Origin of the sequence: Dactylosporangium sp. NPDC000555, from assembly GCF_040300025.1 — a bacterium.
Taxonomy (GTDB): domain Bacteria; phylum Actinomycetota; class Actinomycetes; order Mycobacteriales; family Micromonosporaceae; genus Dactylosporangium.
The window spans coordinates 21,158-34,046 of sequence record NZ_JBEPDB010000038.1 but is presented as its reverse complement, the minus strand read 5'-3'; the positions used below and the strand labels follow the sequence as shown (position 1 = coordinate 34,046).

The window sequence follows — 12,889 nt, the reverse complement described above, 5'->3', positions numbered from 1 at the left end:
TGGTCATGCGCGCAGCCAGGCGGTGGTGTCCGGGGGGAGAGTGCCGTCCGCGGCCAGGTCGCCGCTGGCCAGCAGGACCTCGCCCGGCGGCAGCGGGGCGGGGACCTTGCCGAAGTTGGTGATCACCCGGACCGAGCCGTTGCGGAAGTCGATCGCGTCGGCCGCATTGTGCCATTCGACGGTACCTTGACCCAGCCCGTGCTTGCGGCGCAGGCGCAGGGCCTCGGTGTACATCGACAGCGTCGAGCCCGGCACGCCCCGCTCCCGGTCGGCGGCGAAGCGGGCCCAGTCCGACGGCTGCGGCAGCCACGGATCTCCGCCCGGGCCGAAGCCGTACGCGGGGGCGTCCGCCTCCCACGGGATCGGCACGCGGCATCCGTCGCGGCCGCGGACCTCGTGCCCGGAGCGGAACCAGGTCGGGTCCTGGCGCACGTCGTCGGGCAGCGTGGTGTGCTCGGGCAGGCCGAGCTCCTCGCCCTGGTACAGGTACGCCGACCCGGGCAGCGACAGCATCAGCATCGTGGCCGCCCGGGCGCGGCGCAGGCCGAGGGCCTCGTCCGGCTGCGGGTCGTCCTCGCCGATGCCGCCCTGCGTGGAGTCGCCGGACGCGAAGCCGAGCCGGCTGGCGTGGCGGACCACGTCGTGGTTGGACAGCACCCAGGTGCAGATGGCGCCGACCGGCTCCACGCCGGCCAGGCTGGCCTCGATCGCCTCGCGCTGGTCGGCGGCGGTCCACGGGGCCGTCAGATAGTTGAAGTTGAACGCCTGGTGCATCTCGTCCGGGCGCACGTACCGGGCGAGCCGCTCGGCCGGGGCGACCCACGCCTCGCCGACCATCATCCGGTCGCCGGGGTAGCTGTCGAGGATGCGCCGCCACGAGCGGTACACCTCGTGCACGCCCTCCTGGTCCCACATCGGCGGGGTGCGGTGCTCGGCGCCGGGGCTGGTGATCGGCACCTGCGCCGCGGTCCACTCGGGCAGGCCGCTCTCCTTGATCAGGCCGTGCGCGACGTCCACGCGGAAGCCGTCGACGCCGCGGTCCAGCCAGAAGCGCAGCACGTCCTCGAACATGGCCCGCACCTCGGGAAGGTCCCAGTTGAGGTCGGGCTGGCTGGTGTCGAACAGGTGCAGATACCACTCGCCGTCGGCGACGCGCGTCCACGCCGATCCGCCGAAGACGCTCTGCCAGCCGTTGGGCGGCAGCTCTCCGTCGACGCCGAGGCCCTTGCGGAAGTGGTACCGGTCGCGGGCCGCGCTGCCGGGGCCGGCAGCCAGTGCCTCCTGGAACCACGCGTGGTCGCTGGAGGTGTGGTTGGGCACCAGGTCGACGATGACCCGCAGGCCGCGCTCCTTGGCCGCGGCCACGAGAGCGTCGAAGTCGGCGAGGGTGCCGAAGCGGCGGTCGACGTCACGGTAGTCCGCGACGTCGTACCCCGCGTCGTGCTGTGGGGACGGGTAGAACGGCGACATCCACAGCGCGTCGACGCCCAGCTCGACCAGGTGGTCGAGGCGCGACGTGATGCCGCGCAGGTCCCCCATCCCGTCGCCGTCCGCGTCGGCGAACGAGCGCGGGTAGACCTGATAGATCACGGCATCGCGCCACCACAGCAGCGGACTCACCCCTTGACTCCACCGGCCAGCAGGCCGCGTACGAAATAGCGTTGCAGGGAAAGGAACACGATCAGCGGGATGAGCATCGACACGAACGCGCCGGAGGTCAGCCGCTGCCAGTCGTTGCCCCGCGTGCCGGCGAGCTCGGCGAGCCGCACGGTCAGCGGGCGGGTGCCCGGCCCCGAGGTGAAGACCAGGGCCACCAGCAGGTCGTTCCAGATCCAGAGGAACTGGAAGATGGTCAGCGAGGCGAGCGCCGGCGTGACGAGCGGCAGCACGATGCGCCGGAACACCATCGCCGGGCCCGCGCCGTCGACCCGGGCCGCCTCGAAGAGGTCCTTCGGCAGCTCCGACATGAAGTTGTGCAAGAGGAACACGCCCAGCGGGAGACCGAAACAGGTGTGCGCGAACCAGACCGCGAAGAAGCCGCCGCCCCACTCGGTGTAGTTGTGCAGCAGCTTCAGCAGCGGGATCAGCGCCATCTGCAGCGGCACGATCTGCAGGGCGAAGACGCCGATGAAGATCCAGTCGCGGCCGCGGAAGTTCAGCCAGGACAGCGCGTACGCCGCCATCGCCGCCAGGCTGACCGAGAACAGTACGGCCGGCAGCGTGATGACGAGCGAGTTGACGAAGTAGCTGGCCAGGCGGCCGGACGTCCCCGCGGTGCCGAAGACGACCTCGTGGTAGTTGTCCAGGGTCATCGACGGGTTCTTGAAGAAGGTCCACCAGCCGGTGGTCTTGATGTCGCCCTCGGGACGCAGCGACGATATGAACAGGCCGAAGGTCGGGATCGTCCAGACGAGCGCGATGATGATCGAGACGACGCTGGCGACGCGGGTGCCGAGCTTGCGCGCCACGCGGCCGGCCATCGTGTCGGGCGCGCCCCGCTCGAGCCGGCCGGCCTTGGGAGCGTCGGTGCTGACGGTGCTGCTCATCGGACCTCCGTTCGGTACCGCAGCTGCCGGACCTGGTAGATGACGATCGGGACGACCAGGACGAACAGCAGCACCGCGAGCGCGGAGCCCTTGCCGCTGTCGTAGGACCGGAACGCCTGGTTGTACATCTCCAGGGCGAGCACGTTGCTTTCGAACTGACCACCGGTCGAGGTGCGGACGATGTCGAAGACCTTCAGGGTGGCGATGGTGATAGTGACGACCACGACGACGACGGCGGGGCGGATGGTCGGCAGTGTGACCCGCCAGAACATCTGCCACGGGTTGGCACCGTCGAGCCGGGCCGCCTCGACGATCTCGGACGGGATCGCCTTGATCGCGGCGGAGAGGATGACCATCGAGAAGCCGGCCTGGATCCAGATCAGCATGATGATCATGAAGAACGTGTTGCTCGGGGCGGTGCTCAGGAACTGCCGCGGCTCGCCGCCGAGCCAGATCAGGATCTGGTTGAGCAGGCCGATCTGGTCCTGGCCCGCCTCGCGGAAGGCGTACATGAACTTCCAGATGATCGACGCGCCGACGAGCGAGATCGCCATCGGCATGAAGATCAGGGACTTGGCGATACCCTCACCGCGGGCCTTGTCGACCAGCACCGCGTAGACGAGGCCGAACGCCGTCGACACCAGCGGCACGCACACGACCCAGAAGAGCGTGTTTCGCAGCATCAGCAGCGTGTCGTCGTTGGTGAAGATCCAGCTGTAGTTGTCGACCCCGACGAACTGATCGCCCTCGGCGTTGAAGAACGACAGGTAGACGGTGCGAATGAGCGGGTACACCAGGCCGAGGCAAAGCAGGATCAGCGCCGGACCGAGGAAGCCGGCCATCTGCAGCCGTTCCTTGCCCTTACCCCACCGGGGCAGGATGTCGAGCACGAACAGCAACGCGCCGACGACCACGGCGAAGCCGGCCATGAACATGAGCGCCGGCCAGATCTTGGCGACGTCTTCGGAGAAGTCATATTCCATGGGGGTGCCCTCCGACCAGCCGGGTCCGGCGCCGCGGTGAGTGGCGCCGGACCCGGATCTCAGTTCACTACTTGGGCCAGCTGTTCTCGATGTAGTCCAGCGTCGTCTTCGTGTCCTTGGTGCCGTTGATCCAGTCGGTCATGCCGGTCCAGAAGGACTTCGAGCCGACCTGGGCGGGCATCAGGTCCGAGCCGTCGAACCGGGCCACGGTGGCCGGGTCCTGCAGGAGCGTCACCGACAGCTTGTCGATCGTGCCGGTCACGGCGCTGACGTCCAGCTTCTTGTTGGCCGAGATCCAGTCGCCGAGCTTGGCCTTGCTGTTGGCCCACTCGCCGGAGGCGAGGTAGGTCTGCACCTTGACGACCTCTTCGCGGTCCGTGAAGGAGGAGACGAACTCGCCACCGACCAGCACCGGCTTGCCCTTGGACGGGTCCACCGGCGGGAAGTAGAACGCGTAGACGTCACCGTCCGGGCCGACGTTCGTGCCCTTCGGCCACTGGTTGGAGTAGAAGTTGGCCTGGCGGTGCAGGCCGCACTTCTTGTCCTTGACCGGCAGGCCGCCCTCCTGGAAGGAGGTGGTCACGATGGTCTTGGGGTTGCCGACGTACTTCGGGTTCTTGAGAATCGACGCGGCGCGCTCGGCGGCCGAGAAGATCTTCGGGTCGTTGAACGGGATCGTGTGGTTGACCCACTGGTCGTAGACGTCCGGGCCCTGGTCGCGCAGGACGATGTCCTCGATCCAGTCGGTGGCCGGCCAGCCGGTCGCGTCACCGGACTCGATGCCCGCGCACCACGCCTGGATGCCGCTCGCGGCGATCTTGTCGGAGAGGGCGATCATCTCGTCCCACGTGGTCGGGACGGTCCAGTTCTTCTCCTTGAACAGGCCCGGCGAGTACCACACCAGCGACTTGAAGTTGGCACCCAGCGGCACGCCGTAGACCTTGCCGTCCACGGTCGCGTACTTGGCCCAGTCCTTCGACCAGTTGTTGTCGAGGTTGGTCTTGACCGGCTCCGGCAGTTCCTTGAGCTTCTTGCTCTTCACGAACGAGGCGAGCAGGCCCGGCTGCGGGAAGATCGCGATGTCCGGCGGCTGGCCACCGTCGGCGCGAACCTTGATCTGGGTCTCGAACTCGCCGGAGCCCTCGTAGTCGATCTTGATATTGGTGCAGCCCTCGAACTGCTTCCACGACTCCTTGAGCTTCTCGGCCTCGGCGTCGCGGATCGTGGCGTAGATCGAAACGCGCTTGGTCTTCTCGACCTTGTACTGCGCGAACGGCGCGCACTCGGGCTTGTCGGCGTTGCTGGAGCCGGCGTCTTTGTCACCACTGCCGCAGGCGGATGCGGCGAGGGCCAATGTGGCCACACCGGCGAGCGCGAACGCTCGACGCCGCCTCGAGAGGACGGCCATGGTTAGCCTCCTTCTGGCTATACCCGGTCCGGGCGAACAGCCTCCGCCCGCGTACCCGGTGTGCTGGGGTGTGCCTGTGTTCCTCGGATGTAAGCGTTTGCAGGGCCGGTTTGTCGACCCCTTCGGCCGCATTCATCGATAACGAGTTAGCAACACAGCGGACATATTGCCGTCGTTGGCCGCGTTGCCTAGCCTTCGGCGTGTGGCTGACGCACCACCGCCAGTCAGCATGGAGGACGTTGCCCGGCTCGCGGGAGTTTCGACCGCGACCGTGTCGCGCACCCTCCGCGGGCTGCCCAACGTCTCCGACGAGACGCGCGACCGCGTGCTACGGGCCGCGGCGTCACTTTCGTATGTCGTCTCGCCGATCGCCTCGCGCCTGGCCAGCGGGCGGACGCACACGGTGGGCGTCATCGTCCCGTACGCCTCCCGCTGGTTCTTCGGCCAGATCGTGGCCGGCGCCGAGTCGGTGCTGCGGGAGCACTCCCTCGACCTGCTGCTGTACAACCTCGGCGACATCCCGGCCCGGCAGCGCTTCTTCGGCGAGCTCCCCCTGCGCCGGCGCGTCGACGCCGTGCTCACCGTGGCCATGCAGTTCACCGACGCCGAGATCGCCGACCTGCTGTCGCTCGGCGTCCCCATCGTCGCCGTGGGCCACAACGTCCCCGGCGCCGGGTGCGTCCGGATCGACGACTCCGCCGCCGCGTCCACGGCGGTGCAGCACCTGCTCGCCCTCGGCCACCGGCGCATCGGGATGATCTCGACGTACAACGACCAGAGCATGTTCCTGCCGGTCGCACACGCGCGGCGGCGCGCGTACGCCGAAACACTCGCCGACGTGGGAATCCCCATGGCCGAGGAGCTCATCGTGTCGGTACCGCACGGCCTGGACGGCGGCGAACAGGCGATGCGACGCTTGCTCACCCTCGCCGACCCGCCGACGGCCGTGTTCGCCGAATCGGACGAACTCGCCTTCGGAGCCCTGAGCGCGCTGCGCCGTACCGGACGTCACGTATCGGTCATCGGCTTCGACGATCACGAACTGAGCGCACTGCTCGACCTGACCACGGTTCGCCAGCGGGTCTTCGAGCAGGGCGTGCTCGCCGCGAGCATGCTGCGCCGCGCGATGACCACCGGCGACTGGACCCCCGAGGAGCTACTCATGCCCACCACCCTGGTACTGCGCGCCTCCACCTGGCCGGTCGCGGTTAGGACCGCCGACGCCGGGTAGCTCGCGAGTCGCCAGTTTGGAATCACGATCCGGTACCCACGGGGGTGTGCCATGACAGCCGAGATGCCGAATTCGCCCGTGACCTGGGACCAGGCCGACGAGGAAATGGACGAGCTCGCCGGCCCGGACTCCGACCTGCTCGAGGAGGATCCGGACCAGGCTTCCCAGACTGACTTCTTCTGGGAAGACGACGAGGAGTAACGCGGGCCACGTTCTGGACGGGGGTATCTCGTTTGGTGAGGCCCCGGGTGGCCGTGCTAGGGTTACCTCCGTTCAGCCGGGCGCCGCTAGCTCAACTGGCAGAGCAGCAGACTCTTAATCTGCGGGTTGTAGGTTCAAGTCCTACGCGGCGTACCAGATCAACAGGGCCACGGCCTGGGGAAACTCTCCAGGAGCGTGGCCTTTCGATTGTCCACGATGGACGATTGTGTGATCGGCGTGTGATCCGTAGCGCTCGCTACAGGCCGGAACAGCCCGACAGCAGGCGATCAGCCGATGTGACGCAGGACATGTCCTAACGCGATATGTGGCAACAGCATTGTTGGGCGCAGGTTCGAATCCCGCCGTGGCACGTCACAGAACTGTGCAGTCCCAGCGGGCACGTTGGTGGTCGAAGCCACGTATCCGCTTCGACCTCGGCGAAATCGGCGATAAGCCCGCAGATCTTCGCCCGCCTCACGGGCCAGCGACCACAGCTTGCTGACCACGCGAGGTTGCCGACGGTGTGTTGCGGCACTCGGCGCTCGCTGGACCCCTAGGCTGTCCGGGGCGCTGGTTGGCCTGAGTTGAGACCAGATCCGTCAGCGCGGGACAACCGCTTCGTCTGACGGTGGTGAATTAGTGACGGTCACGCAGGGCACCGGCGCGCCGCATCTGACGGTCGTAGGTGCGGGGCAACGGCCCGCTGATGGACAAGGGATCCGTGCGTTGCTGGCCGACGGCTCGGCTGCGATCGCGGTCGGCAGTCTCGTCGCCGGCGGCTTCGTCACCGAGACGATGAAGTCCCTGGCGACAGGCGAGAAGCCCGGCCGACTGTGGTTCGTTTTCTTTACGGCCTTGGGCCTTGTGATCATGGCCCTCGGGTTCTGGTTGAGGCGCCGTTCTCGCCTGGGCGTCCATGTCGGCATCGTGGTAAACGCGGTGGATGCGCGCCGTGGGCGGGCGCGGGCGGAGCAACGGGATCAGCAGGCCGAGCGGTTCAGCCAGTCCTCGGCCGCAGTGACGTTGAAGGCAGAGATCGAGCTGTCCGGCGACGCCGCCGAAGACCGTAAGCTTATATGCTTGCATGGTTGTGACGGCAACGTCGACGGCTACGCAGACGCCCGAATGCGCTTTCCAACAGACGTCGATGAACATAGGCATCGCGCCAATACGGGGCGTAGTGGTAACGGAATGCCGCTACAAGTAGGCCCCGACCACTTGTTTGACTGCCTCCCTGTTTGGCTCGTCACAGAACAGAGCGATATTGAAGGGCACTTCGCCACCGCCCCATTCTGGCCCCAAGGCAAACGAATTTGCCCACCGTGAACACGCGTTGTTTGTAATCCTGTAGAACGTCTCCCGATCAGCTGGACTATCATCGAGAAGTAGCTCCGGTCGCTTGACTATCGTTAGATAGGCTCGCGCCGGCAGCCATTCCAGGTCCCCGATGCATTCCGCATATGCCGGCCAGTTCCATCCGAAGTATTCCGGGAATCGGAATTCACGGACGAATTCCCGGAATAGATCATCGACACTTCGCATCCGCGCGCCATCGAGTTCAACCAGTACGACAGACTCAGTTGGCGCTGACGTGCGGATGCGAGCAACGTCAGTGTCGCTAGGCAATACATGGAGCCACGGGCGCGACGTGTCCCAGAGCCGCTGAATTTCGTTCATCGTCATTGATGCCTAATAAACGTCTGATAATGGTCGGGCGTGTACCAGATCGAGCCATCAGAGCCCGTCACGATTCGCTCGCCTCCCGGCTTTGGATTGTTAGCACCTGGGATCGTCCCCCATTCACGATAAGTGATTGCATCTCCGCCAGCCGTCGTTCTCGGAAGGATGGTACCGCCGTTACGGCCGTCGTTTAGAAATTGCTCTGGAACAACTGGACCCTTCGGGCCACTCTGAACGATGACACCGTTCTTCTTGATACTATCGATAACCTCAAGAGATTCGGTTGGAATTTGGCCGCCACACCAAGCAGTGCTGCCGCCCGTGTTGTGAACAAGAACCGGCGTGTCGCCCGCAAGAACATAGTACGTGTGGACGCTACTAACGGTGAGGTTGTACATCAGGTTGGCGCCCGAGAAGAGCCGGACGGCAACGACCACAGCCGGTGCGCCGTTTGGAGTGCGAAGTTCGTGGCCGACAACGAACTCTGCGGCATCTACCCAGGTTTGTGCGGTTGCGTCCCAGAACGGGTGGTGCTGAGTGGTGTGCAGGATGGCAATGTTTCCATCGATGCTACGGACAGCAATGTCAGTAAAGTCATGGTCATTATTGACATGCAGCGCAGTGACGGACCGGATGCTTGTTGTGCCGGTGGTAGGGTCGGTCGCTACGACTTGATCACCAATACGAATGTCTTCGATTTGTTTCGTGGTGCCATCACTCATCACAACGGGCGTATCTGGGGTGAAACTATTTGTTTTACAGAGAAGGCGGAGGAGGTTCGCACCTTCACCTTCGGCACTCTCTACGCCGGCGAGTTCGAGGGCCCCTAGTGCTGCGCCGCCGCCGGTGGTGAGTGCCATTCCTGTGCCGCCGTAGGCGGCGAAGTCGAGGGTGGCTTCACCGACTGCCGTGGCACAGGCAACGACGGCGTCGATGCACACGATTACGCCGGCGGCGATCAAAGTTGCGGCTACCGCACCAAGCAGCACTTTCCACGCCGGTACGTCTCTGCCGATCGGGTTGATGGCGGTGCAGTGGTCCCGACTGTAGCCGAATATGACAGTGCAGACGAAGTTGAAGTTCTCCGAATTTGTGGCGGCAAAGTTGAGAGCGTCGGCGTAGGTGAAGTCGTCGGATCCTTTGTATCCGAGGCCTTTCAGTCCGCCGATCTCAAGCCTTGCGCCGGTGGCGGTTTTAGCCGGTTGCTGCAGCTTACAGCTGATGCTGCATGTGCCGCCGTCGATGCGGTGATGTTCGCAGGTGTTTGCGTTCCAGCACACATCTCCGCGGGCGACTGCGTCTTCTTGGGTCGGATAGTAGGTGCCGCTGGCACCTTGGACGGTGCAGCCGTTGCCCCCGGTCGAGCAGGGGTCGGTGCCGGCTGGGTCGGCGAGGCTGGTTGGGTTGTTGTCGGCGTAGCTGTAGCCGTTGAGTTGTTGTGGGTCGGCGGTGTCAAAGATGGGATCGAGACTGGTGAAACGGGCGGTGGTTGGGTCGTAATCGCGGGCGCCGAGGCGGGTGAGGCCGGTGTCGGAGTTGGTGGGGGCGCCCAGGAAGCCGTGGTTGTCGGGCCAGGTGCTAGTAGCGCCGCGCGGTTCACCGTAGGGGGTGGTCTGCCGCCAGCTGGGTATTTGTGCAGTGTTGTCAAGGTACAGGGTGGGTGTGCCGTGTTGGTCGGTTGACTTGGTAGGTGTAGGCAGTGGTGGCGGTGCCGGTGCGTACTGCGGTTACGCCGCCGGGTAGCGGGTAGTAGCGGGTGCCGGTGACGGCCTGGGTGGTGTTGTTGAGGACGAGTTGCTCGCCCGGCAGGTACAAGGTGGTGGTGCCGACGTCGTGCTGGATGAGCAGGTTGCCGGCGGCGTCGTATTTGAAGGTGCTGGAGCCGGTGCTGCCAATGACGCTGGTGAGCTGGTTTTGGTCGTTCCACGTCAGGGTTTGGGGACCTTGCGCCGGTGTGTTGCGGTAGGTCATGTTGCCGGCGCTGTCGTAGCGGTAGGCGGTGGTCTCCGTGGCTCCACCGCTGGTGTTGGTGGCGGTGAGGGTGTGCGGCTGGCCGGCGCTGTTGCCGTCGTAGGTGTAGCCGGTGGTGGTGTCAACGCCGCCAGTGATGCTGTGTTTGACCTGTTGAGTGCGGTTGCCGAGCGGGTCGATGCTCCAGGTGGTCCAGTAGGTGCTGGTGGCGCCGAGACTGTCGCCGACGGTGTGGTGGTCGACGGTGGTTGGGGTGGCGGTGCAGTCGTCGGTGGCGGTCCAGGCGGCGGTGAGCCGGGCGAGTCCGTCATAGCTGTAGCACTGGGTCTCGGTTGGCGTGGCCGCGCCGAGCCGGGTCGAGATCTGCCGCTGCAGGTTGCCGGCCTTGTCGTATTTGTATGCCTGCTCGTCGACGTCAGCCGGGGTGGCTACGGCCCGGGTCACCCTCTGGTTGAGCAGCCAGCCGGTGTGCGGGTCGTATTGGTTGGTGAGGTAGGTGACGTTGGGTTGGGCGTTGAGGGTGGCCTGGCTGATCCGGCCCCAGTCGTCGTATGCGGTGGCTGACTGGTAGCCCCCCAGACCCCCGACGCTGTTGACCAAATCGAGGGCGCTGGTGTAGCCGTAGCTGACGGTTTCGGCGGGCAGGCCACCGGCGGCCGGATAGACGTCCGCAGACCGTAGGCCGGTCAGAGTCGAGTACACGTGGTTGAACGTGTACGCCTTGCCAAGCACGCTGCCTTCGCCGGTGGAGGGGATGGTGACGGTTTCGGCGAGGGATTCACCAAAGACGTTGAAGTTCTTGTACTGGATCTTGTAAGGGTTGCCGCTCCAGTAGGTGGTGGCGCTGGTGAGGTGCCCGATCGGGTACTTCATGCCGGTGACAGCACTATCGGAGTTGTCGTACACCCAGGCGGCAACCTGGTTCGAGCTCGCCTGAGTGGCGACAGGTGCGTCGTAGGCGCTGGTCTTGCGGTTCAGGGCGTCGTATTTGAACGACGTGAGTTTGAGCCGGCTGTCGGTGACCTGGGTAAGGTTGCCGGCGTTGTCGTAGACGGAGTAGCTGGTGCCGCCGTCCGGGTCGGTCTTCGCGGTGGCCTGCCCGAGCAGGTTGTAGGTGGTGGTCCAGGTGGTGTTGTTGGCGTCTGTGATCTTGTCCTGGTTGCCGTGGCTGTCGTAGCCATAGCTGGTGGCGACGGTGGTGCCGCCGGTGACAGACCAGATGCCTGTAAACGTGTTGGTCGGGGTGTTGAGTGTGGGTGGGTTGGCGTACTGGTCGAGCTCGACGGTGCGGCCGATGGGGTCGGTCTTGGTCGCTGTGGTCACGCCGCCACTGGGTGGGATGACGGTGGTGCGGTCACCGTTATAGACGGTGGTGGTGGTGGACACGGTGACGCCGGAGTTGGCGCTGGTGTCGACGACGACCCGGCCGAGGCCGTCGTAAGTGTAGAAGTCCTGCACCGGGATCGGCGGCCGTGGGGTGATCTGGTCGGGGGCGATGAGGGTCGTGCCGGGGGCGGTGCCGGGATTGGACCAGGCGGTGTTGGTGGCGCGTTTCCAGCCGCGGGTGTCGTAGAAGACGTCGCTGATCAGGCGCCCGCTGTTCGGAGTGGCGGTCTGGGTCTGCCGGACGCGGAACTGGCCGTCATAGATCGTCGTGGAGGGGACGTACATGGCAGCGTCGTTGAGCCGTTGGGTGGTCACGGCTGCACGCGCGGTCGTGCCGCTGTTGGCGATCTGGTAGCTGTACAGGTAGTTGGCCGGGCTGCTGGTCGGGCGGGAGGCCAGCCATACCGCGGTGGCGCGGCCGAGGGCGTCGTACCAGCGGGTTGCGACAACGCCGTTGGCGTCGGTGGCCGTCTTCGTGAGCGCGCGAGTGGGGTCGAATGTGGTGGATGCGCTTTGGTTCAGCGGGTTGGTGACTTTGGCGCCCACGACGAGGCCCACGCTGTTTGTGGTGTAGGTGGTCGTGGTGTTGTTGCCGTTGCCGTCGAAGGTCGAGGTAGCCCGTCCCACGCTGTCGTAGGTCGCTTTGGTGGTGGTCTGGAAGGTGAAGGCACCGCTGGTATGGTCCGACGCCTTCTGCAACATCGTCGGGTCTGCGTACACGGGCGCGGTCGTCTGGGGGAAGGTGGCGTTGAAGTTCACGTCGTCGTAGAACGTGCGGGTGACCGACACCACTTGGGCCGGACGGTTCACCGACGCGGGCGCGGTGAGGGTGTTGAGCGCCGACGGCATGGAGGGCTTGGCCGCTTCGGTGAATCCGCCGCAGGCAACGGCGTTCACTTCGACTTCGGCTGGTAGGGCAACGAGGTTTGCTGTGGTGTTGGGCTTGGCGTACGTAGTGCGAGTGCACCGGTCGTAGGCGGTGTTGGCTGGGACGGTGTGGCTGTACTCCCACAGCACTGAGCCGAACGTTGCGCTGCTGGTGGTGGTGTCGTAGGTGGTGTCGGTTTCGTTGTAGCGCCAGGTCGTGGTACCGGAGCCGGTGACGGCCTGCCTGGTGAACGTCTCGGCGGCGCCGACCAAGTTGGCGGTCAGGTCTGGCAGGCCGGTACGGGTGCGGGTGACGGTTGCGGCAGAGACCCAGTAGGAGCTGATGGTGGAATGGTCTACGGGTCCACCGTTGCCCAGGTATGCAGTGCTCTCAAGGGGGCTGCCGGCGAGTTGGTCGGCGTCGTCGTGGGTCCCGCCCTGGGAGTCGGTCAGGGTGACCGCGGTGGTGTTGTTGTTCTTCGACATGCCGCGGTAGTAGGTGATCTCCGACAGTGTCTGCGGGTCGTTGAGGCTGCGGTCAGGAATGTTTGGGCTGCTTCATCCACCACTCGGTGAACTCGCGGCACTGGCCGACCTCGTCGAGGCGGATCACCCA

General features: G+C 65.5%; 9 protein-coding genes, 1 tRNA gene and 2 pseudogenes. 4 read left to right on the top strand and 8 right to left on the bottom strand.

All coding sequences use genetic code 11. The features are described 5' to 3' along the window. Window positions 1-3: 3 nt before the first annotated feature. The 4 genes from ABT297_RS22715 to ABT297_RS22700 form a co-directional block, all read right to left on the bottom strand. Complete coding sequence (locus ABT297_RS22715; protein ID WP_350552879.1) at window positions 4-1,620, bottom strand: glycoside hydrolase family 13 protein; 1,617 nt, start codon at window positions 1,618-1,620, stop codon at window positions 4-6. Then, on the bottom strand, window positions 1,617-2,546 hold the full coding sequence (locus ABT297_RS22710) for a carbohydrate ABC transporter permease (RefSeq protein WP_350552877.1): 930 nt from the start codon (window positions 2,544-2,546) through the stop codon (window positions 1,617-1,619). The genes ABT297_RS22715 and ABT297_RS22710 overlap by 4 nt, the downstream gene beginning before the upstream one ends. After that, a complete protein-coding gene (locus ABT297_RS22705; RefSeq protein ID WP_350552875.1) occupies window positions 2,543-3,529 on the bottom strand; it encodes a carbohydrate ABC transporter permease in 987 nt (328 codons plus the stop codon). Before ABT297_RS22705 ends, ABT297_RS22710 begins: the two co-directional genes overlap by 4 nt. A gap of 67 nt (window positions 3,530-3,596) precedes the next feature. Beyond that, entirely contained in the window at window positions 3,597-4,937 is a 1,341-nt protein-coding gene (locus tag ABT297_RS22700) for an ABC transporter substrate-binding protein (protein WP_350552873.1), read from the bottom strand. Window positions 4,938-5,139: 202 nt separating this feature from the next. Here ABT297_RS22700 and ABT297_RS22695 point away from each other — a divergent pair, with 202 nt between their 5' ends. From ABT297_RS22695 to ABT297_RS22680, 4 genes are all read left to right on the top strand, one after another. Further along, the gene (locus tag ABT297_RS22695; RefSeq protein WP_350552871.1) at window positions 5,140-6,168 is read left to right on the top strand and encodes a LacI family DNA-binding transcriptional regulator; all 1,029 of its coding nucleotides are present in this window, start codon (window positions 5,140-5,142) and stop codon (window positions 6,166-6,168) included. Between the two features lie 63 nt (window positions 6,169-6,231). Continuing rightward, window positions 6,232-6,369 carry a hypothetical protein gene (locus tag ABT297_RS22690; RefSeq protein ID WP_350552869.1) on the top strand — a complete coding sequence of 46 codons (138 nt, stop codon included), beginning with the start codon at window positions 6,232-6,234 and terminating at the stop codon, window positions 6,367-6,369. An 80-nt stretch (window positions 6,370-6,449) separates the two neighbouring features. Next, a tRNA-Lys gene (locus tag ABT297_RS22685) sits at window positions 6,450-6,525 on the top strand. Between the two features lie 483 nt (window positions 6,526-7,008). After that, window positions 7,009-7,695 carry a hypothetical protein gene (locus ABT297_RS22680; protein ID WP_350552970.1) on the top strand — a complete coding sequence of 229 codons (687 nt, stop codon included), beginning with the start codon at window positions 7,009-7,011 and terminating at the stop codon, window positions 7,693-7,695. 45 nt (window positions 7,696-7,740) lie between these two features. On the opposite strand, the pseudogene ABT297_RS22675 reads toward ABT297_RS22680, so the two are convergent. The 4 genes and pseudogenes from ABT297_RS22675 to ABT297_RS22660 all read right to left on the bottom strand — a co-directional run. Further along, window positions 7,741-7,911: pseudogene (locus tag ABT297_RS22675) on the bottom strand (barstar family protein); the annotation flags it as partial. A 137-nt stretch (window positions 7,912-8,048) separates the two neighbouring features. Further along, window positions 8,049-9,329, bottom strand: a complete 1,281-nt coding sequence (locus ABT297_RS22670) for a polymorphic toxin-type HINT domain-containing protein (RefSeq protein WP_350552867.1) — start codon at window positions 9,327-9,329, stop codon at window positions 8,049-8,051. Window positions 9,330-9,437: 108 nt separating this feature from the next. Continuing rightward, a pseudogene (locus ABT297_RS22665) lies at window positions 9,438-9,680 on the bottom strand (RHS repeat-associated core domain-containing protein); the annotation flags it as partial. Between the two features lie 13 nt (window positions 9,681-9,693). Next, window positions 9,694-12,759, bottom strand: a complete 3,066-nt coding sequence (locus ABT297_RS22660) for an RHS repeat domain-containing protein (RefSeq protein WP_350552865.1) — start codon at window positions 12,757-12,759, stop codon at window positions 9,694-9,696. Between the last annotated feature and the right edge of the window lie 130 nt (window positions 12,760-12,889).

What these genes read in the sequence shown, in the direction of transcription:
- ABT297_RS22700 (WP_350552873.1), bottom strand. Translation starts at nt 4,937, where the DNA reads ATGGCCGTCCTCTCGAGGCGGCGTCGAGCGTTCGCGCTCGCCGGTGTG.
- ABT297_RS22710 (WP_350552877.1), bottom strand. Translation starts at nt 2,546, where the DNA reads ATGAGCAGCACCGTCAGCACCGACGCTCCCAAGGCCGGCCGGCTCGAG.
- ABT297_RS22690 (WP_350552869.1), top strand. Translation starts at nt 6,232, where the DNA reads ATGCCGAATTCGCCCGTGACCTGGGACCAGGCCGACGAGGAAATGGAC.
- ABT297_RS22705 (WP_350552875.1), bottom strand. Translation starts at nt 3,529, where the DNA reads ATGGAATATGACTTCTCCGAAGACGTCGCCAAGATCTGGCCGGCGCTC.
- ABT297_RS22660 (WP_350552865.1), bottom strand. Translation starts at nt 12,759, where the DNA reads ATGTCGAAGAACAACAACACCACCGCGGTCACCCTGACCGACTCCCAG.